Here is a 22374-nt window from a genome sequence, read left to right as displayed (position 1 = left end):
CGCAGGAACAGCAGAGCCCGGACAGGAGGTGCGCGCCATGGTCCGGCCGGTCACCGCGGGAGTCGACGCGTCCGGCGAGAGCCTCGCGGCCGCCCACTGGGCCGCCCGGGAGGCACTGCGCCGGGGAGCGCCGCTCCACGTCGTCCACGCCTGGAGGCGGCAGCCGCTCCCGGCGCCGTCCGGCGGGTACGGGGACGACCGGCGCGAGCTGGGGGAGCAGATCCTGGAGCGGGCCGTGCGCAGCGTGCGCGCCGCGCATCCGGGGCTGGAGGTGGAGGCACTTCTGCCGGCCGAGTCCCCGGTGACCGCGTTGCTCGCCGCGGCCGGGGATGCGGAGATGCTGGTGCTCGGATCCCGTGGTCTGGGCCGCGTCGCCGGGTTCGTGGTCGGCTGGGTGTCCCAGCGTGTCGTCGCCAGGGCAGCGCGCCCCGTGGTGCTCGTACGCGCCGGTGAGGCCTCCGCCGATGAGCACCTTCCGGCCCTGGACGGCGTCTCGCCCGAGGAGATCCCCGAGATCCCCTACCGCGACGTCGTGCTCGGGCTGGACCCGCGGCACCGGCTCGACGAGCCGATCGAGTTCGCCTTCGACTCGGCCCGCCGCCGCGGCACCGCGCTGCACGTGGTGCACGCCGTCGGCGACGTCCATGCGCACGCGGCCGGGGGGCCGGAGGTGCTGGCCGAACAGGAACACCTCGTGAACGCAGCGCTGCGGCCCTGGCGCGAGAAGTTCCCCGGGGTCCCGGTGTCCGAGACCGTCTCCACGGGCCGCCCCGCCCCGCAGCTGGTGCGTGCCTCCACCCGCGCCTGTCTCGTCGTCGTGGGGCGCCGGACGCGGGACGGCGTGTTCGGCCCGCACATCGGCTCCGTCGCGCACGCCGTGCTCCACCATGTGGCCTGTCCGGTCGCCGTCGTCCCGCATGCCTGACACCGGCCTCGGGACGGCGGTCCACCCCGCTGCACCGTGCCGTCTGCCCGGTCGCCGTCGCCCCCCGGCGGACGGGACCGGCGGCGTTCGTATCCCCGCGCAACGGGTACCCCAGCCCGCCGCGCCCGATGAACACCCCGACGACGTGTGGAGTCACCGATGCCCGACGCCGAGCACCCCGGCACCGTACTGACCGACGAGGAACTGCGCACCCTTGACGCCCACTGGCGGGCCGCCAACTACCTGGCCGCCGGTCAGATCTACCTGATGTCCAACCCGCTGCTGACCGAGCCCCTCAGGCCCGAGCACATCAAACCCCGCCTCCTCGGCCACTGGGGCACCTCGCCCGGGCTCAACCTCGTGTACACCCACCTCAACCGGGTCATCAAGGCGCGCGACCTGAACGCCCTGTGCATCTGGGGGCCCGGGCACGGAGGGCCGTCCGTGTTCGCGGGCTCCTGGCTGGAGGGCAGCTACAGCGAGACCTACCCGGACGTGACACGGGACGCGGAGGGGATGGCGAAGCTGTTCAAACAGTTCTCCTTCCCGGGCGGCGTACCCAGCCATGTCGCACCGGACGTGCCGGGCTCCATCCACGAGGGCGGCGAACTCGGCTACTCGCTCGCCCACGCCTACGGAGCCGCCTTCGACAACCCGGACCTGGTGGTCGCCTGCGTGATCGGTGACGGCGAGGCGGAGACCGGTCCGCTTGCCGCCTCCTGGCACTCCAACAAGTTCCTCGACCCCGTCCACGACGGCGCCGTCCTGCCGATCCTCCACCTCAACGGCTACAAGATCGCCAACCCCACCGTCCTGGCCCGGCTCCCGGAACCCGAACTCGACGAACTTCTGCGGGGGTACGGCCACGAGCCGATCCACGTCACCAGCGACGACCCCCTCCAGGTGCACCGCGCCATGGCGGAGGCCTTCGACGCCGCCCTGGACCGCATCGCCGAACTGCAGCGCACGGCACGCGAGGACGAGGGGGCCGAGCGGCCGCACTGGCCGGTGATCGTGCTGCGCACCCCCAAGGGCTGGACCGGGCCCGCCGAGGTGGACGGCGAACCGGTCGCCGGGACCTGGCGCTCGCACCAGGTGCCGCTGGCGGGTGTCCGGGAGAACCCCGAGCATCTGCGCCAGCTGGAGGCCTGGCTGAAGTCGTACCGGCCCGAGGAACTCTTCGGCGCCGACGGCCGCCCGCGTGCCGACGTGCTCGCCTGCGTGCCCTCCGGTGCCCGCAGGCTCGGCGCCACCCCGCACGCCAACGGCGGGCTGCTCGTGCGGGGTCTGCCCATCCCGTCCCTTGACGACTTCGCGGTACCCGTCGAGAAGCCGGGCTCGGCCCTGCACGAACCCACCCGCGTCCTCGGCGCCCTGCTGCGACAGATCATGAAGGACACCGCGACGCGGCGGGACTTCCGCCTGGTCGGCCCGGACGAGACCGCCTCCAACCGGCTGCAGGCCGTCCTCGACGCCAGCGGCAAGGCCTGGCAGGCCCAGGTGCTCCAGGTCGACGAACACCTCGACCGGCACGGCCGTGTGATGGAGGTCCTGTCCGAACACCTCTGCCAGGGCTGGCTGGAGGGATACCTCCTCACCGGCCGCCACGGGCTGTTCTCCTGCTACGAGGCGTTCGTGCACATCGTCGACTCGATGGTCAACCAGCACATCAAGTGGCTGAAGACCTCCCGGCGGCTGCCCTGGCGCGCCCCCATCGCCTCCCTCAACTACCTGCTGACCTCGCACGTGTGGCGCCAGGACCACAACGGCTTCTCCCACCAGGACCCCGGCTTCGTCGACCACGTGCTCAACAAGAGCCCGGAGGTGGTCCGGGTCTATCTGCCGCCGGACGCCAACACACTGCTGTCCGTCGCGGACCACGCCCTGCGCAGCCGCGACTACGTCAACGTGATCGTGGCGGGCAAGCAGCCGTGCTTCGACTGGCTGTCCCTGGACCAGGCCCGCGCCCACTGTGCGCGCGGCGCCGGGATCTGGGAGTGGGCGGGCACCGAGAACGGCGCAGAGCCCGACGTGGTCCTCGCCTGCGCCGGAGACGTGCCGACGCAGGAGGTGCTGGCCGCCGCGCAACTACTGCGCAGGCACCTGCCCGAGCTCGCGGTCCGAGTGGTCAACGTGGTCGACATGGCCCGGCTGATGCCGCGCGAGGAACATCCGCACGGCATGTCGGACTTCGAGTACGACGGTCTGTTCACCGCCGACAAGCCCGTGATCTTCGCCTACCACGGCTACCCGTGGCTGATCCACCGCCTGGCCTACCGCCGCACCGGCCACCGGAACCTGCACGTGCGCGGCTACAAGGAGGCCGGGACCACGACCACGCCGTTCGACATGGTGGTCCGCAACGACCTCGACCGCTACCGCCTGGTCATGGACGTCATCGACCGCGTCCCCGGCCTCGCGGTGCGTGCCGCCGCCGTGCGCCAGCAGATGGCCGACGCCCGCACCCGCCACGAGGCGTGGATCCGCGATCACGGTACGGACATGCCGGAGGTCGCGGACTGGACCTGGGCGTCCTGACCCCACCCGTCCGGGACCGGGGACCTCCTGGGGGCAGGAGCGGCCTCCGGAGCGGCGGACGTGGCCTCCGGAGCAGCAGGCGTGACCTCCGGAGCGGCAGGGGCGCGCAGAGGGGTACTCGAAAGGCCCGTTCGCATCCAGTTCGTGCGGTCCGCCAGGGCCGGCCGGTGATCGGGGGCCGACCGGCCCAAGCAGAACCCCGCAAGGTGGGACAAGCTGGATGTGATGGGGAAGTCCGGCTCGACGCCGGATGTACCGCCGTACCGGCTTCCGGACGGTCCCCGGGCCCTGGCGCCCGGGGGGAGGAAGGAAGGATCGTCATGAAGGGCTTCGTCTTCCACGGCCCGGGAAAGTCCGCCTGGGAGGAGGTCCCGGACCCGGACATCAAGGAATCCACCGACGCGATCGTGCGCGTCGAGACCACCACCATCTGCGGGACGGATCTGCACATCCTCAAGGGCGACGTGCCCGAGGTGCGCCCCGGCACGGTGCTGGGGCACGAGGCGGTCGGCGAGATCGTGGAGGCCGGACGGGACCTGCACGCCGTGCAGCCGGGGGAGCGCGTCCTGGTCTCCTGCATCACGGCCTGCGGCCGGTGCGGCTACTGCTGGGAGCGGACGTACGGCCAGTGCCGCGGAGGCGGCGGCTGGACCCTCGGGCATGTCATCGACGGAACGCAGGCCGAGTACGTCCGGGTGCCCCACGCCGACCTGTCCGTGCACGCCATGCCCGGCACGGTCGACGGCAAGGACGCCGTGCTGCTCGCGGACATCTTCCCCACCGCCTACGAGGTGGGCGTGCTCAACGGACACGTCCGCCCCGGGGACAGCGTGGTCGTCGTCGGAGCCGGCCCCATCGGGCTCGCGGCGATCGCCACCGCCCGGCTGTTCGCCCCCGAGCGGATCGTCGCCGTGGACCCGGCCGCGATGCGGCTGGACGCCGCCAAGGGGCTCGGCGCCGACGCCCTGGCCGACCCCGTCGACGCCCAGGAGCTGATCGCCGACCTCACCGACGGACTGGGCGCGGACGTGGTCATCGAGGCGGTCGGCGTGCCGGAGAGCTTCGAGCTGTGCACACGCGTGGTGCGGCCCGGCGGGCACATCGCCAACGTCGGCGTGCACGGGCGGCCCGTGACCCTGCACCTGGAGGACCTGTGGAGCAGGAACGTCACCATCACCACCGGTCTGGTCGACACCTACTCCACGCCCACACTGCTGCGGATGGCGGCCGCCGGCCGGCTGCCCACCTCGTCGCTGGTCACGCACACCTTCCCGCTGGACCGGATGGAGGAGGCGTACGACGTCTTCGGCCGGGGCGCCGACACCGGCGCGCTCAAGGTCGTACTGGGCGGGGAGCAGCACGAAGTCGTCGCCGTCCGGGCGACCTGACCGAAGGAAGTGACGCGCCATGCCCACACACGCATCGCCGGACGCGGTGGAGGGTCACCAGGGTCACCACCCACCCGGCAATCTCGGACGCCGGATCGCCCTGCGGCGCGAGGAGCTCGGACTGTCCCGCAAGGAGGCGGCGTGCCGGGCCGGCATGGCCTCCAGCTATCTGCAGTACCTGGAGGAGCAGCCCACCGCGGCGCCCGGCGTCAGCACCCTGCTGAGGCTGGCCGGCGCACTGGAGACCACCGTGCTCGAACTCACCGGCGGGGACGTCGACCTTCCGCCCGGCCTCGGACAGGCCGGAGGGCACCCGAATTTCACCGAACTCAGCATCCGGGAGTGCCGGGACCTGCTGCGCACGCACGGCGTGGGGCGGCTCGCGGTGCCCACGGAGTCGGGGCCGGTGATCGTTCCCGTCAACTACGGCGTCGTCGGCGGCTCGATCGTCTTCAGGACCGCCCCCGAGGCGGTGCCCTCACAGGCCGCCGACTCCCAGGTGGCCTTCGAGGTCGACCGCATCGACGGATCGTTCAGCCAGGGCTGGAGTGTGCTGGTGTGCGGACACGCCCGCACCGTCACGGACCCCGACTCCGTACGGCGGTTGGAGGAGCAGGCGTACAGCACGCCGTGGGCGGGCGGGCAACGTGACCTGTGGATCCGTATCGATCCCCACAGAATCACCGGACGGCGCATCACCGTGTGACCGGGCCGGCGGCCCTCACCCGGACGCCTGTGGCACCGATCGGAGGACACCATGCACGGCACCCCCCACCTCGTCGGCGACGTCATGACCCGCAGGGTCGTCGCCGTCGGCCACGCGGCGACGTTCAAGGACATCGTCAAGGCCATGGGACAGTGGAAGGTCAGCGCCCTGCCCGTCCTGCGGGAGGGCGACCGGGTCGTCGGCGTCGTCTCCGAGGCCGACCTGCTGCGCAAGCAGGAGTTCCGCGACGGCGAACCCGGCCGGTACGCGTCGCTGGAGCGGGCGGCCGACCTCGCGAAGGCCGGCGCGGTGACCGCCGAGGAGCTCATGACCGCGCCCGCCGTCACGGTCCACGTGGAGGCGACCCTTGCCCAGGCCGCCCGGACCATGGCCCAGGCCAGGGTGAAACGTCTCCCGGTGGTCGACGACGGGGGCACGCTGCTCGGCATCGTCAGCCGCTCCGACCTGCTCAAGGTGTACCTGCGCGACGACGAGGACATCGCCGAGGAGATCCGCCGCGAGATCGTCGCCCGTCTGTTCCCCGCCCCGTTGGAGCCGATCCGCGTGGAGGTGCGGGACGGCGTCGTGCGGCTCACCGGCCGGGTCCGCGACACCGGTCTCGTGCCCGTCACCGCACGGCTGGTGCGGGGCGTCGAGGGCGTGGTGGACGTGGACTGCGTGCTCATGGGGCCGCCCCGGGTCCCGGACCTCGAGGCCGACTTCCCGCAGGACGAGGTGTCGCGGTGGCCCCGCAGAGCCGACAGCGTCACATGACGCGCCCCGAGAAGGTGACGACCGATGGCGACGACCTGTCGTACGGCGGGGACCAGGGTGTGGCTGTGGCGGTGGCGGCGCAATCCGCTGCTGCGGCGCAGCGACCGCTTCGAGGCCTGGATCGTCCTCGTCACCTGGTTGCTGGTCCTGCTGGCCGGGGTGCTCGCGGGGAGAGCGGGGGCGGGCGCCGTGGAACACGGTCTGGCCGTGCGGGCCGCCCACTCCCACCCCGTGCGGGCGGTGCTGACCCAGGACGCGGCGAGAACCACGGAAGACGTGCACGGCTACGGCGACGGCGGCGTGTGGGCGAACGTCCGCTGGAGCGCACCCGGAGGCCCGCACACGGGTCTGGCGAGGGTCGAGCCCGGGCTGAAGGCGGGAGACCCGGTCACCGTGTGGACGGATGGCGCCGGGAACCTGGTGTCCAAACCGGCCACCGGAGCCGAGACACGGTTGCAGGCGTCGCTCGTCGGCACGATCGTCGGGTGCGGTGCCGCGGGCGGGGTACTGGCCTGCGGGTGGCTGGTGCGCGGGCGCCTGGAGCGGCAGCGCATGGAGGAATGGGCCCGGGAGTGGGAGTGTGTCGGGCCGCAGTGGCGGTAGGGACCGGCTGAAGCGGGGGCGCCTGTTGCCGCGCGCGGCCCGCTGAAGCGGGCGGTCTGGTCGGTGGTCAGCCCGTCCCGGCTCCGGAGAGGTGGCAGTCCACGTCGACCACTCCCTCGACGGCACGCGCCAGCCGGACGGCCATGGGGATCATGGTCGTGTCGCTCACTTTCCCCGTGAGGGTGACGACACCCTCGGCGACCAGGACGTGGATCGGTTCCACGGGTGCGGGGAAGAGGACGTCGACCATGTCGCGGCGTATCTCGTCGGCGATGTCGTTGTCCTCCCGCAGGAACATCTTGAGCAGGTCGGCGCGGCTGACGACGCCCTCGAGCAGACCCTCGTCGTTGACCACGGGGAGCCGCTTCACCTTGCGCAGGGCCATGATGCGAGCGGCCTGGGCGAGGGTCGAGTCGGCGTGCACGGTGACCGCCGGAGCGGTCATCAGCTCGCCCGCGGTCAGCGCCCCGGCCTTGGCCGGGTCGGACAGGCGCCGCACCTGCCTGTACGGGTCCGGATCGCTGTCGCGGCACTCCTCCTTGGGCAGCAGGTCGGCCTCGGAGACCACGCCGACCACCCGGCCCTCGCCCTCCAGCACGGGCAGCGCGCTGACCTTCCACTGCTCCATGAGCTTGACGATGTCCTTGAACGGGGCGTCACGGCCGACGGCGACGACGGTGTGCGTCATCACGTCGCTGACGACATGCGGGCCGGCGGTCACGGTTCCTCCTCGGGCTCGGACGCGGTCCCCGGCGGTCGGGCCCGGCCCTCAGGGGCTGCCGCTGCCGTAGGGGCCGTACAGGTCGAGCAGCCGGATGCGGGCCGCGTTGAGCCGGTGGGCGAGGACCTGGCCCACCCAGACGGCAACGGCACGGCCGAACTCGGGGTCCTCGGCGCACATCGCCCGCACGGTCACCGCGTCGAACTCGTAGGCCCGCACCGGGGACATGGCCTCGGCACCCAACTGCCAGACATGCGGTTCGAAGTGCCAGGACCAGCCGACCAGTTCGCCGTGGCCCAGCGAGTCGATGACGGCGGGCCGTCGGCCCGGCACATGCACGTCCAGAGCCACGGTGCCGGTCCGTACGATCCAGAACCGGTCGGCCCGCCGGCCTTCCTCGAACAGCCGGGTCCCCTCGTCGAAGGAGACCTCGCGGGCGATCCGCATCAGCCGCTCGCGGTGCTCGGCGGGAAGGGCCGCGCCCACGGTGGTGACAGAGGCCATGGCTTCACTGTCCTTTCGTTCCTGCCGCCGCGAAGGCCGGGCAGGCCGCACTCGGCGCCGGGACTCACTCGGCGCCGGGACTCCACAGGACGCACGACGGGGCGGGAAGGACCCATCCGGTTCTCTCGGATCCTGATTGCGCGGTGCGCGGCCGCCGGCCGCTTCTCCGCGTCTTTCGCAGGTCCTTCCCGTCATCATCAGCACACCACGCACCCGCCGCGACCACCAGGGCCGATCGGCCCCATGGCCCTCCGGGTACGCGGAGGACACCCGTCACGGTTCGGCAGGGCCCGCCATCTGGACGATGTCCTCGGAGGCGACGTCGTGCAGCCGGATGGCCAGGTCCTCCAGCGCCCGGCTGGCGGCGAGCTCGTCGCCGATCTCGGGAATCGGCCGGTCGACGGGGTTGCGCCGGGCCGCGCCTCTGCCGGCGACGGTCGACGCGTCAGGCGCCCTCAGCACGGCGCGGGCATGGGTGTCGTCGCCGTCCTCGGTGATGTAGATGTCCACGGTCCACTGCTTGGCTTCCATTGGGATCACTTCCCCGCACCACGAGGTGTTCGTCCCTCTTCTTCGGCTTCTTCCAGCCTGCGCCTGTCTCCAGGCCCGGTCCACACCGGTGTGCCGCGGTCATGGGCCGCACCTGTGACGGAACACACCGTTTGGCGGGCTCCCCATGTGATTGGCGCCATTTCTCCGTTTCCGGCCGGCCGGTAGCGTGACGCCGATGTCAGCCGATCTGTCCCCCGTCATAGCCGCCACCACCCAGTGGCTGCTGCGCTCCTATCCCGGGACCGGAGGAGCCCTGGGCGCCGCCCTCGCCGAGGCCCAGGCGTCCCAGGCCGTCATGGTCGCCGCCTGGCTGCGCTACCCCACCGAGGCCGACGCGGCCCTCGTCGTGTTCGTCGGGCCCGGCGGCTCCGACCGCCTGGACTGGCTGGCCGGAGCGGAGGCGGCAGCCGTCGACGAGGCCGACGCCGGCTGGCGGACCTGGGTGGACGAGGTGGTCGCCAGCTGGGCGGCCTGCCTGCTGACCACGCCGTCCCTCGCCCGCGACGCCGTCTCGGCACTCGACGGCGGCGAGCACACCCGGGGGCTGGTGTTCGACTTCCGCAGGCTCACCGACCCCGGTGAGCAGGACCACCGGGCGGCGCCCCTGCTGCGCCACCCCGACCTGCTGGCGCCGCTCGTCGGCCTGCACCGGGACTCCCTCGTGCAGCGACTGCACGGCGAGCCCGTGGACGAGGGCGGCCCTGTCGGGGACCCGGTCGCAGGCTGACGCGGGTCCGGGGGCGGCTGCTCCCGTCGCGTCCAGGTCGGCGGTTCCGGTGCCCAGGCGGGCGGCTCGGTGTCCAGGCCGGCTGCGCTCCCGTGTTCAGGCGGGCTGCTCCCGTGTTCAGGCGGGCTGCTCCCGTGTTCTGGCGGGCCGCCCCGGCGTTCGTGTTCTGGCGGGCCGCCCCGGCGTTGAGGCTGCTTGCGCGTTCAGGACCGGCCGCGGCCGGTGACGAAGTCGCGGACCCGGTCGACCAGGCCCGTCCCGGGCGCGAGCAGCTTGTTGAGCGGAGGCGTGTCGGGAGCCGCCGGGTGGGGGCGCGTGGGGGCCATTTTCTTGGCGGTGCGGATCTTGTCGCCGAGCTGGTCGAGCATCTCCTGGCCGCAGGCCTGCCGCAGCCTGGGGAAGAGGTTGTTCTCCTCGTCCTGGACGTGCGAGGTCACCTCGTTCTTCACGGTCATGAACGTCCGGTCGAACTCGGGGTCCTCCACGGAGCACCCCTCCAGCTGTTTGAGGGCCTCCTCCACCCGCGCGTGGTCGGCGAGCTCCTTGTCGGCGATCGCGCCGCCGCCCTCGACGTGCTCCCGCACCGCCGGGTACAGGTACTGCTCCTCCGCGACGGAATGCCGTACGAGTTCGATCGTCATCTCGTCGGCCAGCTTGCGGCGGTCCTTGTGGCCGCTGGGCAGCGACTCGATCCGCTGGAAGAGGCTTTCCACCTCCCGGTGGTCGGTGGTGAGCTCGGCGATGACGTCGCCACCGTGTGCCATAGCGGCCTCCCTGTGACGTGGCTGATGTGTGGGGCGGACGGCTGTCCGGGCTGCTTGCGGCAGCCCTGAACCGCCCGGACATCATTTCCCCGGACAAACAGGGTGTTAACGACACCCGCCCGTAGTCCCCGGATCGGCCGAACGGCCACCTCACCGGTGCGGCTGGGGGAGCACGACGTCACTCGAAGCGCGAGGTGTCGCCCGCTCCCTTGCGTACGATCTCGGGCTCGCCCCCGGAGAAGTCGATGACCGTCGTCGGTTCGGTGCCGCAGTCCCCGGAGTCGACCACGGCGTCCACGACGTGGTCGAGGCGCTCCTTGATCTCCCAGCCCTGGGTCAGCGGCTCCTCCTCGCCCGGCAGGAGCAGGGTGCTCGACAGCAGCGGCTCGCCGAGCTCGGCCAGCAGCGCCTGCGCCACCACGTGGTCGGGGATGCGCACCCCGACCGTCTTCTTCTTGGGGTGCAGCAGCTTGCGCGGCACCTCGCGGGTCGCGGGCAGGATGAACGTGTAGCTGCCGGGCGTCGAGGCCTTGATCGCGCGGAACACGTCCTTGTCGACGTGCACGAACTGGCCGAGCTGCGCGAAGTCCCGGCAGACCAGTGTGAAGTGGTGGCGCTCGTCGAGTTGGCGGATCGCCCGGATACGCTCCATGCCGTCCCGGCTGCCCAGCCGGCACCCCAGCGCGAAGCAGGAGTCCGTCGGATACACCACGAGCGCACCGTCACGGATGCTGTCGGCGACCTGGCCGATCGTGCGCGGCTGAGGGTTGTCGGGATGAACGTCGAAGTACTTCGCCATCCGCCGAGTGTCGATCACGCGGGGGTGCGCTGTCCACGTGACCGGGCCTCGGGCGCGCACGTCCGTGGTCGGGAGCCCTTGACGGCGAGTCAGGCTCCCGGCTTCCGTCGGGTCCGAGGTCACCGGGCGGCGGGGTGTGCCGCCCGGCAGGGTCCGGCTTGCCGCGGTGGTCAGGCGGGGGCCGCGACCGGCTCGCGCCGGCCGTCCCTCGCGGCCTCCCGCTCCCGTCCCGTGGCGTCCGCCGTGAGCGGCAGTGCGCGCGGGAGGGGGCGCGTCTCGCGCAGACTCGGCGCGGGGGCCACCGGCACGAGCGCAGCGGGATCGCCGGCCCGGGCCCGTTGCGAGAACCAGATGATCTTTCCGCCGGCGTCGGTGGCGCAGCAGCCCCAGCCGTTGCTCAGCGCCGCGATCTGCGCCAGACAGCCGCTCGGCGCGTAGTGCGGCCGGATGTCGCGCTCGCTGTCCTGCACAGCGGTGATCAGGTGGTGACCGTTCCACCACATCTCGATGGTGGTGTTCTTGTCCGCGGCGTGGGCGTCGATCGTCCGCAGCAGCGCTTCGGCGCACTGGCAGACGGGTTCGACGAGGATCTCCAGATCCCAGTAGCGGAGGTGGGCGGCCAGGATCCGCCGGACGTGCCCGATCCGCTCCGGGCTGACCTCGACGTCGAGGTGGTAGTAGCAGGGCGCTGCGGTCTTCATTGTCGTTGGCTCCTCACCGGCGAAGCTCTCGCTCCTCCTCGCCCCTGCGGGCCGGGCCCCGATCACGAAGCGTGAGCGGTCGTCGCTCTCGAGTCAGTCCCAGAGTGCGAGCACTACTCCATTCGTGCAACAGGAAGCCCTCCAGCCCCAGTGGTTGAATACCGAACAGGACGCTGAGTGATGGGCCGTGCACCATAGGTGAAACACTCAGCGCTGAGAGCGGAGGTGACCGGTGCCATGCCCCTGCCGGCCAGAGCCGAGGTCGCCAGACATCTCGAGCGATATCGGGAGTGGGAGCGCCTGATGCTCGCGTCCCCCGACAACCGGGAGGTGCGCGGCACCTTCGAGAGCACCGGCTACAGCCTGTGCGTGCTCATGGGGAAGCGCTGCGCACGCGAGGCCGCCGACGCCGCCGAGCTGTATCTCCGCACACACAGTGAGCGAACCGCACGTCCATCCCCGGCAGCTTCGACGGACGGGTAGGCAGAGCGCCGTACGCAGCCCTGGACCCATGACCGCAGAGCCGGCGCCCACCGAGCTCGACGACGGCGAAGGAGGCGAAGACGGATGGAACCGCAGACCGCACACCGGGACGGGGCGAGCCCTGCCGCCGGGGGCGCGAGGGCCGCGATCGGACGCATACCGATCGCGGACGTCCGTCCGGCCGTCGACGGCGGCCGACGCCCCGCCAAAGCGGTGGAGGGGGAGACCTTCCAGGTCACCGCCACGGTCTTCGGTGAGGGGCAGGGTGCGATCGGCGCCAACGTCGTCCTCTGCGACCCCGAGGGCCGCCCGGGCCGGTGGACGCCGATGCGCGAGCTGGAGCCCGGCAGTGACCGCTGGGGCGCCGAGGTGACCCCGCTGTCGGCCGGTCACTGGACCTACGCCGTGGAGGCGTGGAGCGATCCGGTCACCACCTGGCGCCGGCACGCCCGGATCAAGATTCCGTCCCGCATCGACGTCGCCCTGGTCCTGGAGGAGGGCGCCGACCTCTACGAGCGCGCGGCCGGAGCGGTGCCGCAAGGACCGCTGCGGGACCTGCTGTGCGCGGCAGCCCGCGCCCTGCGCGACGAGTCCAGCGCACCGGTCGCCCGTCTCGCGGCTGCGCTGACTCCCGAGGTGGATGCGGTGTTGGCGCGGTATCCGCTGCGTGAACTGGTGACGTCTTCTGATGCGTTGCCGTTGGTGGTGGAGCGGGAGCGGGCGTTGTTCGGGTCGTGGTACGAGTTCTTCCCGCGTTCGGAGGGGACTTCGGAGCGGCCGCACGGGACGTTCCGTACGGCGGCGCGGCGGCTGCCGGTGATCGCGGGGATGGGTTTCGATGTGGTGTATCTGCCGCCGATCCATCCGATCGGGACGACGTTCCGCAAGGGGCCCAACAATTCTCTGTCGGCGGGGCCGGGGGATGTGGGGGTGCCGTGGGCGATCGGGTCGCCGGAGGGCGGTCATGACGCGGTGCATCCGGATCTGGGCTCGGTCGAGGATTTCGACTGGTTCGTGGGGCGGGCGCGGGAGGTGGGGCTGGAGGTGGCCCTGGATTTCGCGTTGCAGTGTTCGCCGGATCATCCGTGGGTGGACAAGCATCCGGAGTGGTTCCGGCATCGTCCGGACGGGTCGATCGCGTATGCGGAGAATCCGCCGAAGAAGTACCAGGACATCTATCCGGTCCATTTCGATGCGGACATGGACGGGTTGGTGGCGGAGACGCTGCGGGTGCTGCGGTTCTGGATGGGGCATGGGGTGCGGATCTTCCGGGTGGACAATCCGCACACCAAGCCGGTGGTGTTCTGGGAGCGGGTGATCGGGGACGTCAATGCCACGGATCCGGATGTGATCTTCCTGGCGGAGGCGTTCACGCGGCCGGCGATGATGCACACGCTGGCCAAGGTGGGGTTCCAGCAGTCCTACACGTATTTCACGTGGCGGAATTCGAAGCAGGAGCTGACGGAGTATCTGAGTGAGTTGTCGGGGGAGGCGGCGGCGTACATGCGGCCGAACTTCTTCGTGAACACTCCGGACATCCTGCATGCGTATCTGCAGCACGGGGGGCGGCCCGCGTTCGAGGTGCGGGCGGTGCTGGCGGCGACGCTGTCGCCGACGTGGGGGGTGTACTCGGGGTACGAGTTGTGTGAGAACGTGCCGCTGCGGGAGGGCAGTGAGGAGTATCTGGACTCGGAGAAGTACCAACTCAGGCCCCGGGACTGGGAAGCCGCCGAACGCGAGGGCCGCAGCATCGCGCCCCTCATCGCACAACTCAACGCGATCCGACGGCAGCACAGCGCCCTCCACCGGCTCAGGAACCTGCACTTCCACCAGACGGACAACGACGCGGTCATCGCGTACAGCAAGCGCGCGAGCGCCGACGCCGACACGGTCGTGGTCGTGGTCAATCTCGACCCTCACCACTCCCAGGAGGCGACGGTCTCGTTGGACATGCCGCGGCTCGGCCTCGACTGGCACGAGACCGTACCGGTGCGCGATGAGCTCACCGGTGTCATCTACCACTGGGGCAGGGCCAACTATGTACGTCTGACGCCGGGCGACAGCCCCGCGCACGTGCTGACCGTCCTGCGACCGTCCTCACCGCAGATCGGAGGGTCACCCACACGATGATCGTCAACGAGCCCGTTCCGGACACCTTCGAGGACACTCCCGCCGCGGAGCGCGACCCGGAGTGGTTCAAGCGTGCCGTCTTCTACGAGGTCCTGGTCAGGTCGTTCCAGGACAGCGATGGGGACGGCGTGGGCGACCTCAAGGGGCTGACCGCGAAGCTGGACTATCTGCAGTGGCTGGGCGTCGACTGCCTGTGGCTGCCGCCGTTCTTCAAGTCCCCGCTCCGGGACGGCGGTTACGACGTCTCCGACTACACGGCGGTGCTGCCGGAGTTCGGGGACCTGGCGGACTTCGTGGAGTTCGTCGACGCCGCCCACCAGCGGGGCATGCGCGTGATCATCGACTTCGTGATGAACCACACCAGCGACCAGCACCCGTGGTTCCAGGAGTCGCGCGCCAATCCCGACGGCCCCTACGGGGATTACTACGTCTGGGCCGACGACGACAAGCAGTTCCAGGACGCGCGGATCATCTTCGTCGACACCGAGGCCTCCAACTGGACCTTCGACCCGGTCCGCAAGCAGTACTACTGGCACCGGTTCTTCTCCCACCAGCCGGACCTCAACTATGAGAACCCGGCCGTGCAGGAGGAGATGATCTCCGCCCTGAAGTTCTGGCTGGACCTCGGCATCGACGGCTTCCGTCTGGACGCGGTGCCGTACCTCTACCAGCAGGAAGGCACCAACTGCGAAAACCTTCCGGCGACGCACGAGTTCCTGAAGCGGGTCCGCAAGGAGATCGACGCGCAGTACCCCGACAAGGTGCTGCTGGCGGAGGCGAACCAGTGGCCGGAGGACGTGGTCGACTACTTCGGCGACTACGCCGGCGGCGGCGACGAGTGCCACATGGCCTTCCACTTCCCGGTCATGCCGCGCATCTTCATGGCGGTGCGCCGTGAGTCCCGCTACCCGGTCTCGGAGATCCTGGCCAAGACCCCGTCGATCCCGTCGAGCTGCCAGTGGGGCATCTTCCTTCGCAACCACGACGAGCTGACCCTGGAGATGGTCACCGACGAGGAACGCGACTACATGTGGGCGGAGTACGCCAAGGACCCCCGCATGCGCGCCAACATCGGCATCCGCCGCCGGCTGGCCCCGCTGCTGGACAACGACCGCAACCAGATCGAACTGTTCACCGCGCTGCTGCTGTCCCTGCCCGGCAGCCCGATCCTGTACTACGGCGACGAGATCGGCATGGGCGACAACATCTGGCTCGGCGACCGGGACGCGGTACGCACCCCGATGCAGTGGACCCCGGACCGCAACGCCGGTTTCTCCTCCTGCGACCCGGGCCGCCTGTTCCTGCCCACGATCATGGACCCGGTCTACGGCTACCAGGTCACCAACGTGGAGGCGTCGATGTCGTCGCCGTCCTCGCTGCTGCACTGGACCCGGCGCATGATCGAGATCCGCAAACAGAACCCCGCGTTCGGCCTCGGCTCCTACACCGAACTGTCCTCCTCCAACCCGGCCGTGCTCGCCTTCCTGCGGGAGTACAAGGACGACCTGGTGATGTGCGTGCACAACTTCTCCCGGTTCGCGCAGCCCACCGAGCTGGACCTGCGCCAGTTCGCGGGCCGGCACCCGGTGGAACTGATCGGCGGGGTCCGCTTCCCCGCGATCGGAGAACTGCCCTACCTGCTCACCCTCGCAGGCCACGGCTTCTACTGGTTCCGCCTCCGCAAGAACGTCCCCCAGGCCACCAAGGTCAACGTGTTCGTGACCAGTTGAACCAGGGCCGCTGACGTCGGCCGGCACGGAAAGGACGCGAGGCCATGCCGAAGACCCAGACCGCAACGCTCAGCCAGGACGGCATCGGTCCCGCCTCGCTGCTGCCCTCGCTCTCCGGTCTGCTGCGGGAGTGGTTGCCGCGCCAGCGCTGGTTCGCCGGCAAGGGACGGCCCGTCACGGACCTGACCCTGCTGTCGGTGTCCGAACTGCACCCCGGCTGCCTGCACGTCCTGGTCCGCGCCGACTGCACCGGGCGCTCGCCGACCGGCGTGCCGGGGTACGACTGCTACCAACTGCTCCTCGGCACCGGAGAGTTCCTGTCGCCGCGGGTCTCCCCGGCGGTCCTCGGACGGGCGAGCGAGGGTCCTCTCGCGGGGCTGCTGGTGTACGACGCCCTCCAGGACCCGCGCTCGGCGTCCCTGCTCCTGGAACGGCTGCGCACGCCGGGCTCCGCGGGCGCCCTCCGCTTCGAACGCGACAGACGGGTGACCATACCCACCGGGCTCGCGCCCCGCCTCCTCGAAGCCGAGCAGTCCAACTCCTCCCTGGTGTACGGCGACGCCTACATCCTGAAGGTCTTCCGCCGGGTGCGACCCGGGATCAACCCCGACCTGGAGGTGCCCTGGGCCCTGGTCCGGCAGGGCTGCACCTGCGTTCCCGCGCCGGTGGCCTGGTTCCGCACCTCCAGCCCCTGGGACGCGACGCTCGGCGTGCTCCAGCCCTTCCTCCACGGTGCCGCCGACGGATGGACGCAGGCGCTCGCCGCCCTCGCCGCCGGGCGCGAGTTCACCGAGGAGGCGTACGAACTGGGGCGGGCCACAGCCGAGGTGCATCTGGCCCTCGCCGCCGCGTTCCCCGTCGACCCCCAGGGCCCGCCCGACACCGGACCCCTCACCGCCGGCATGGTCGAGCGGCTGCGGGACGCCACCCACTCCGTACCGGAACTGCTGCCGTACGCCCACGGGCTGCGCTCCGCCTTCACGGAACTGGCCGCGCTCGACAGACCCCGGCCCGCCCAGCGCATCCACGGCGATCTGCACCTCGGCCAGGTGCTGCGGGCCGAACGCCGTTGGCACGTGATCGACTTCGAAGGCGAACCGGCCCGCCCGCTCCCCGAACGGCGCCGCCCGCAGTCCCCGGTCCGGGATGTCGCGGGCATGCTCCGCTCCTTCGACTACGCCGCCCATGCCCGCCGGCCGTGGCAGCCCGAGTGGGCGCTGCGCTGCCGCGAGGCGTACTGCGCGGGCTACGCCGCCGAGGCGGGCTGGGACCCGCGGGCGGAACCGGCGCTGCTGCGTGCCTATGAGACGGACCGCGCCGTGTACGAGGTCGTGTATGAGGCCCGCCACCGGCCCGACTGGCTGCCGGTGCCCATGGCGGCGATCGCGCGCCTCGCCCGACGCCCCCGCGACAGGAGGCCCACGCCGTGACCACGCACACCGCATCCCCGCCCCCGCTCGCCTCGCCGCACCTCGGCACCCCGGCACCCGCACCCGTGCCCGCCGGCGACCGGGAGCGGCTGCTGGCCGGCACCCACCACGATCCGCATTCCGTGCTCGGCGCGCACCCGGTGCCGGGCGGGACGGTCTTCCGCGCGCTGCGACCGTGCGCCCTCTCGGTCACCGTCGTCAGCGGCGACGCCTGGGCCGAACTGCACGACGACGGCGACGGCTTCTTCTCGGCCCTGCTGCCGGTGCGGGACGTACCGGACCACAGGCTGCTCGTGGCGTACCCGGACACCGTCCAGGAGACCGACGACCCCTACCGTTTCCTGCCCACGCTCCGCGAGTTCGACCTCCACCTGATCGGTGAGGGACGCCACGAGGAGCTGTGGAAGGCGCTGGGCGCCCACCCCATGACCCACCAGGGCGTGACCGGCACCCGCTTCACGGTGTGGGCGCCGAACGCCCGAGGGGTCCGGCTGTGCGGGGACTTCTGCCACTGGGACGGCCGCGCGTACCCCATGCGCTCGCTCGGTTCCTCCGGGGTGTGGGAGCTGTTCGTGCCCGGCCTCGGTCCCGGGACGCGCTACAAGTTCGACATCGCGCGACCCGACGGCAGCCACACCGTACGCGCGGACCCCATGGCCCGCCGCACGGAAGTGCCGCCGGCGACCGCCTCGATCGTGACCGAGTCGGCGTACGAGTGGCACGACGAGGCATGGATGGCGCATCGCGGGGACACGCCGGTGCACGAGGCGCCGTTCTCGGTGTACGAGGTGCACCTGCCGTCCTGGCGGCCGGGGCTGTCGTACCGGCAACTGGCCGAACAACTCCCCGCCTACGTCAAGGAGCTGGGCTTCACCCACGTCGAGTTGATGCCGATCGCCGAGCACCCCTTCGGCGGGTCCTGGGGCTACCAGGTCACCGGCTTCTACGCGCCCACCGCCCGCCTGGGCACCCCCGACGACTTCAAGTACCTCGTCGACGCCCTGCACCGGGCCGGCATCGGCGTCCTCATGGACTGGGTACCGGCCCACTTCCCGCGCGACGACTGGGCGCTGGCCGAGTTCGACGGACGCCCGCTGTACGAGCACCAGGACCCGCTGCGCGCGGCCCACCCCGACTGGGGAACCCTGGAGTTCGACTACGGGCGGCGCGAGGTGCGCAACTTCCTGGTCGCCAACGCCGTGTACTGGTGCGAGGAGTTCCACATCGACGGCCTGCGCGTGGACGCCGTCGCCTCCATGCTCTACCTCGACTACTCCCGCGAGCCCGGCCAGTGGACCCCGAACGAGCACGGCGGCCGGGAGAACCTGGACGCGGTCGCCTTCCTCCAGGAGATGAACGCCACCGTCTACCGCCGCTGCCCGGGCGTGGTGACCATCGCCGAGGAGTCCACCGCCTGGGACGGCGTCACCAGACCCACCGACCAGGGCGGCCTCGGCTTCGGCCTGAAGTGGAACATGGGCTGGATGCACGACTCCCTCGTCTATGTGTCCAAGGACCCCATCCACCGCAGATACCACCACGACGAGATGACGTTCTCGATGGTGTACGCCTACAGCGAGAACTACGTCCTGCCGATCTCCCACGACGAGGTGGTGCACGGAAAGCAGGCCCTGGTGTCCAAGATGCCGGGCGACTGGTGGCAGCGGCGCGCCAACCACCGCGCCTACCTGGGCTTCATGTGGGCGCACCCGGGCAAGCAACTCCTCTTCATGGGCCAGGAGTTCGCCCAGGGCGGCGAGTGGTCACAGGCCCAAGGCCTCGACTGGTGGCTGCTGGATCCGGAGTACGGGGCGGAGGCGGACCACCGGGGCGTGCGGGACCTGGTCCGCGACCTCAACACGATCTACCGCCGCACCCCGGCCCTGTGGCAGCGCGACACCGACCCGTCCGGGTTCCGCTGGGTCGTCCCGGACGCCGCCGACGACAACGTGTTCGCGTTCCTGCGCCACGACGCGGAGGGCGGCCCTCTGCTGGCCGTGTCGAACTTCTCGCCGGTCGTCCGCCACGACTACCGCCTGGGCGTCCCGGACGACGTCCCCGCCTGGCAGGAGGTGCTGAACACGGACGCGGCGGCGTACGGCGGCAGCGGCGTCCGCAACCCGGCCCCCCTCGCCTCCGAACAGGGTCCCGGGCACGGTATCCGTCTGACCCTTCCGCCCCTGGCCACCGTATGGCTGCTTCCCGCAGTCGGGTGAGCGCCGACCGTCACTCTGTCCGAGAAATTGTTTGTCGTCCAGAAAGTCGGGAATGGGCTGATTAGTGCTTCGGACAGGAGGCACGTCCGTGGGAGCTGGCTCACCGGCCCCGGGTGTGTTCCTCGTGCCTGTTCCGTGAGTGCGCCCTCCCATGGTGACTGTCCAATCAGCCCCTCGAGGGAGTTGAAAAGCACATGCGCATCACGGTCAAGGCCAAGCAACACCCGCACGACGACGCCCCTGACACCACCGACGCCTTCGCTCAGCTGCGCGGGCTGCCCGACGGCCCAGAGCGGCAGGCGCTGCGCGACGAGATCGTCCGGTCGTGGCTGCCGATGGCCGAGCGCATCGCCCGGCGCTACAGAGGCAGGGGCGAGTCCGTCGAGGATCTGTGCCAGGTGGCCGCCCTCGGGCTGGTCAAGGCGGTCGACCGCTATGAGCCGGCGCGCGGCTACGCGTTCGAGAGTTATGCCATTCCCACCATCACCGGTGAGATCAAGCGGCACTTCCGGGACCACATGTGGGTCCTGCACGTACCGCGGCGTGTTCAGGACCTGCGCAACCGGGTGCGGGCGGCCGTCAAGGAGATCGGACAGGAGACCCCGGGGCACGGCCCGACCGTCGCAGAGATCGCCGAGCACGCGCACCTCAGCGAGGACGATGTTCGGGTGGGACTGGAAGCCATGGACAGCTTCACCGCGCTCTCCCTGGACGCGGAGGTCGCCGGCAGCGACGACGGCTACGCGCTCGGCGACGCCCTCGGCGACTCAGACGCCGGCTACGACCTGATCGTCGACCGGGAGGCCGTCAAGCCGTGTCTGCGCTCCCTGCCCGAGCGCGAGCGAACCATCCTCTATCTGCGCTATTTCCGGGGGATGACCCAGAGCCGCATCGCGAGCCAGCTCGGCATCTCCCAGATGCACGTCTCGCGCCTGCTCAGCGGATGCTGTGCGCGTGTGCGTGAGGAGGCCCTTTCCGACAGCGCCTGATGCCCGGACCCGGCCGATCCGTCCTGCCCGTTCCGCTCTGCCGATCCGCCCTGCCGATCCGCCGCGGCATCGGTTCGCATCGCATTCGGCCGCCCGAGCCGCTTGTCGACCGGACGGCCGTTTGCGGTGGGCTCACTGCCGAACCCTCCCGGGAACGGTTGGCCAGTGCGCCGACACCTTTCCGGACTATCCGCGAGAGGGTGTTTGAAACACGACGCCGGCACACGCGGCGTCAGTGCTGCGGCGGACCCTCCGGCAACTGCGTGGGGCCGTAGCGGTCGAGCGTGTCCTCCAGAAGGACGCGCAGGTCGTCCGGCAGATCCCCGTCGCGGCCCCAGATCAGTATCATCTCCGCGACATTGCGCAGTTTGATGTTCGCGTGCTGCGAGACCTCCCGCAGCACCTCCCATCCCTGGCCGGGCGTCACATGGCCCAGGGCGACGAGCATGCCGATGGCCTGGTCCACCGTCGCGTGCGAGGTGACGGCCTCCTTCAGCTGGCAGATCTCCTCCTCCAGCTGGAAGATCCGTTCCGCCTGGGAGGTGGTGTCCGGCTCGTCGTCTCCCGGACGGGCTTTCGAGGTCATCGTCCCCTCCGGGCTGCTGTGGTCTTCGCCGATGTCGGGCTTCCTCCATCGTCCCCACCGCGCCAGGGGTGTGCGAGCCGGGAGAAGGGGTACTGCGGGGACCGGGTCAGGACCGTGGGCCGGGGAGGTGAAGAAAGTCATGAGCCGTACCGAGGACGCCCGGGCGAGCGCGTACGACGCGACCCCGTTCCTGCCGGACGGCGGTGACCTCGCCGCATACCGGCGTGCCGCCGCCGACTGCCATGGCTGCCCCCTGTACGAGAACGCCACCCAGACCGTGTTCGGCCAGGGGGACGGCTCGGCGCGGGTCGTGCTGGTCGGCGAGCAGCCGGGCGACCAGGAGGACCGCCAGGGCGAACCCTTCGTGGGCCCGGCCGGACGCCTGCTGGACAAGGCGCTGACCGATGCCGGCATCGACCGCGGCACCGCGTACGTCACCAACGCGGTCAAGCACTTCAAGTTCACCGTCGTCCCCGAACGCGGCAAGCGGCGCATCCACAAGGCGCCCAGCCTCCGCGAGATGGGCGCCTGCAAGCCCTGGTTGCGCGCCGAACTGGAACTGATCCGGCCCGACGTGGTGGTTGCCCTGGGCGCGACGGCCGCCAAGTCGCTGCTGGGCGGCTCCTTCCGGGTGAGCAAGGACCGCGGGAGCCTGCTCCCGCTGCCCGGCTCCGAGGACGAGCGGTACGTCGTCGCGACGGTGCACCCCTCGGCGATCCTCCGCGCCGACGACCGGGAGGCGGCGTACGCCGGGCTCGTGTCCGACCTGAAGGTGGCGGCGCGGGCGCTGAACGGGCGGGCCTGAGCTGAAGCGGCGGTGCGGGCGCCGAATGCGTGAGCGGCGGCTCCGGCCCGCCTGATCGGGCGATCCGCGGGTACCCGGCCCGCCATGAGCACGATCCTGTCGCGCCTGCCGTGGCGCAAGAAGCCGACCCGTACCGCCACCGAGGAGGTTCTTCAGGAGGTGAAGGAGCAGGGCCGCGAGGACGACACCGACACCGGCGGGGGCACCGGGGGCGGCGCGGGCGACCCGATCACCCCGAGCCGCCAGGCCAACCGGAAGACCGCCGAGGGACGCCCCTCCGACCGAGAGCCGTGACCGACCGCT

At 71.1% G+C, this 22374-nt stretch carries 22 protein-coding genes; 15 read left to right on the top strand and 7 right to left on the bottom strand.

Annotation, left to right across the window (positions count from 1 at the left end; translation table 11 throughout):
- Nucleotides 1-37 precede the first annotated feature (37 nt).
- From N8I84_RS04885 to N8I84_RS04860, 6 genes are all read left to right on the top strand, one after another.
- Nucleotides 38-925, top strand: coding sequence for a universal stress protein (locus N8I84_RS04885; protein ID WP_263228367.1), 888 nt, complete (start codon nucleotides 38-40; stop codon nucleotides 923-925).
- A gap of 159 nt (nucleotides 926-1084) precedes the next feature.
- Nucleotides 1085-3463: a phosphoketolase family protein gene (locus N8I84_RS04880; RefSeq protein WP_263228366.1), complete on the top strand. Its 2379-nt coding sequence runs from the start codon at nucleotides 1085-1087 to the stop codon at nucleotides 3461-3463.
- Nucleotides 3464-3783: 320 nt separating this feature from the next.
- Nucleotides 3784-4851 carry a zinc-dependent alcohol dehydrogenase family protein gene (locus N8I84_RS04875; protein WP_263228365.1) on the top strand — a complete coding sequence of 356 codons (1068 nt, stop codon included), beginning with the start codon at nucleotides 3784-3786 and terminating at the stop codon, nucleotides 4849-4851.
- 19 nt (nucleotides 4852-4870) lie between these two features.
- Nucleotides 4871-5557, top strand: coding sequence for a helix-turn-helix domain-containing protein (locus tag N8I84_RS04870; RefSeq protein ID WP_263228364.1), 687 nt, complete (start codon nucleotides 4871-4873; stop codon nucleotides 5555-5557).
- A 51-nt stretch (nucleotides 5558-5608) separates the two neighbouring features.
- Nucleotides 5609-6331 (top strand): CBS domain-containing protein, encoded by a 723-nt coding sequence (locus N8I84_RS04865; RefSeq protein WP_263228362.1) that lies wholly within the window; start codon nucleotides 5609-5611, stop codon nucleotides 6329-6331.
- A 24-nt stretch (nucleotides 6332-6355) separates the two neighbouring features.
- Nucleotides 6356-6934 (top strand): Rv1733c family protein, encoded by a 579-nt coding sequence (locus tag N8I84_RS04860; protein ID WP_263228361.1) that lies wholly within the window; start codon nucleotides 6356-6358, stop codon nucleotides 6932-6934.
- Nucleotides 6935-7001: 67 nt separating this feature from the next.
- Here the strand turns inward: N8I84_RS04860 and N8I84_RS04855 are convergent, their stop codons facing one another.
- The 3 genes from N8I84_RS04855 to N8I84_RS04845 all read right to left on the bottom strand — a co-directional run bounded on the left by N8I84_RS04855 (nucleotide 7002) and on the right by N8I84_RS04845 (nucleotide 8690).
- A complete protein-coding gene (locus tag N8I84_RS04855; RefSeq protein WP_390899019.1) occupies nucleotides 7002-7622 on the bottom strand; it encodes a CBS domain-containing protein in 621 nt (206 codons plus the stop codon).
- Between the two features lie 81 nt (nucleotides 7623-7703).
- Nucleotides 7704-8159, bottom strand: a complete 456-nt coding sequence (locus N8I84_RS04850) for a Crp/Fnr family transcriptional regulator (RefSeq protein WP_263228359.1) — start codon at nucleotides 8157-8159, stop codon at nucleotides 7704-7706.
- A 273-nt stretch (nucleotides 8160-8432) separates the two neighbouring features.
- Entirely contained in the window at nucleotides 8433-8690 is a 258-nt protein-coding gene (locus N8I84_RS04845) for a DUF1876 domain-containing protein (protein ID WP_263228358.1), read from the bottom strand.
- 196 nt (nucleotides 8691-8886) lie between these two features.
- On the opposite strand from N8I84_RS04845, the gene N8I84_RS04840 reads away from it, so the two are divergent.
- Complete coding sequence (locus N8I84_RS04840) at nucleotides 8887-9438, top strand: hypothetical protein (RefSeq protein WP_263228357.1); 552 nt, start codon at nucleotides 8887-8889, stop codon at nucleotides 9436-9438.
- A gap of 203 nt (nucleotides 9439-9641) precedes the next feature.
- On the opposite strand, the gene N8I84_RS04835 is transcribed toward N8I84_RS04840, so the two are convergent.
- From N8I84_RS04835 to N8I84_RS04825, 3 genes are all read right to left on the bottom strand, one after another.
- Nucleotides 9642-10202 (bottom strand): hemerythrin domain-containing protein, encoded by a 561-nt coding sequence (locus N8I84_RS04835; protein WP_263228356.1) that lies wholly within the window; start codon nucleotides 10200-10202, stop codon nucleotides 9642-9644.
- Between the two features lie 178 nt (nucleotides 10203-10380).
- Nucleotides 10381-11001, bottom strand: a complete 621-nt coding sequence (locus N8I84_RS04830) for an L-threonylcarbamoyladenylate synthase (RefSeq protein ID WP_263228355.1) — start codon at nucleotides 10999-11001, stop codon at nucleotides 10381-10383.
- A 170-nt stretch (nucleotides 11002-11171) separates the two neighbouring features.
- Nucleotides 11172-11702 carry a pep a2 gene (locus tag N8I84_RS04825; protein WP_263228354.1) on the bottom strand — a complete coding sequence of 177 codons (531 nt, stop codon included), beginning with the start codon at nucleotides 11700-11702 and terminating at the stop codon, nucleotides 11172-11174.
- Between the two features lie 237 nt (nucleotides 11703-11939).
- Between N8I84_RS04825 and N8I84_RS04820 the strand changes: the two genes are divergently transcribed.
- The 6 genes from N8I84_RS04820 to N8I84_RS04795 all read left to right on the top strand — a co-directional run bounded on the left by N8I84_RS04820 (nucleotide 11940) and on the right by N8I84_RS04795 (nucleotide 20680).
- Entirely contained in the window at nucleotides 11940-12185 is a 246-nt protein-coding gene (locus N8I84_RS04820; RefSeq protein ID WP_263228353.1) for a DUF5133 domain-containing protein, read from the top strand.
- A gap of 84 nt (nucleotides 12186-12269) precedes the next feature.
- Nucleotides 12270-14315: an alpha-1,4-glucan--maltose-1-phosphate maltosyltransferase gene (locus N8I84_RS04815; RefSeq protein ID WP_263228352.1), complete on the top strand. Its 2046-nt coding sequence runs from the start codon at nucleotides 12270-12272 to the stop codon at nucleotides 14313-14315.
- On the top strand, nucleotides 14312-16045 hold the full coding sequence (gene treS, locus N8I84_RS04810) for a maltose alpha-D-glucosyltransferase (RefSeq protein ID WP_263228351.1): 1734 nt from the start codon (nucleotides 14312-14314) through the stop codon (nucleotides 16043-16045). The genes N8I84_RS04815 and treS overlap by 4 nt, the downstream gene beginning before the upstream one ends.
- A gap of 44 nt (nucleotides 16046-16089) precedes the next feature.
- A complete protein-coding gene (locus tag N8I84_RS04805; RefSeq protein ID WP_263228350.1) occupies nucleotides 16090-17475 on the top strand; it encodes a maltokinase N-terminal cap-like domain-containing protein in 1386 nt (461 codons plus the stop codon).
- Nucleotides 17472-19691, top strand: coding sequence for a 1,4-alpha-glucan branching enzyme (gene glgB / locus N8I84_RS04800; protein ID WP_263228349.1), 2220 nt, complete (start codon nucleotides 17472-17474; stop codon nucleotides 19689-19691). The genes N8I84_RS04805 and glgB overlap by 4 nt, the downstream gene beginning before the upstream one ends.
- 194 nt (nucleotides 19692-19885) lie before the next feature.
- A complete protein-coding gene (locus N8I84_RS04795) occupies nucleotides 19886-20680 on the top strand; it encodes a SigB/SigF/SigG family RNA polymerase sigma factor (protein WP_263228348.1) in 795 nt (264 codons plus the stop codon).
- Between the two features lie 232 nt (nucleotides 20681-20912).
- Here the strand turns inward: N8I84_RS04795 and N8I84_RS04790 are convergent, their stop codons facing one another.
- Complete coding sequence (locus tag N8I84_RS04790) at nucleotides 20913-21266, bottom strand: ANTAR domain-containing protein (protein ID WP_263228347.1); 354 nt, start codon at nucleotides 21264-21266, stop codon at nucleotides 20913-20915.
- A gap of 139 nt (nucleotides 21267-21405) precedes the next feature.
- On the opposite strand from N8I84_RS04790, the gene N8I84_RS04785 reads away from it, so the two are divergent.
- Together N8I84_RS04785 and N8I84_RS04780 are read left to right on the top strand one after the other, a co-directional pair.
- Entirely contained in the window at nucleotides 21406-22071 is a 666-nt protein-coding gene (locus N8I84_RS04785) for a UdgX family uracil-DNA binding protein (protein ID WP_263228346.1), read from the top strand.
- Nucleotides 22072-22155: 84 nt separating this feature from the next.
- Nucleotides 22156-22365 carry a hypothetical protein gene (locus N8I84_RS04780; RefSeq protein ID WP_263228345.1) on the top strand — a complete coding sequence of 70 codons (210 nt, stop codon included), beginning with the start codon at nucleotides 22156-22158 and terminating at the stop codon, nucleotides 22363-22365.
- Nucleotides 22366-22374: the final 9 nt, after the last annotated feature.

Source organism: Streptomyces cynarae (genome assembly GCF_025642135.1).
In the GTDB taxonomy this organism is placed as follows: domain Bacteria; phylum Actinomycetota; class Actinomycetes; order Streptomycetales; family Streptomycetaceae; genus Streptomyces; species Streptomyces cynarae.
The sequence above is the reverse complement of the archived record's forward strand: the minus strand, read 5'-3'. Positions and strand labels throughout refer to the sequence as shown.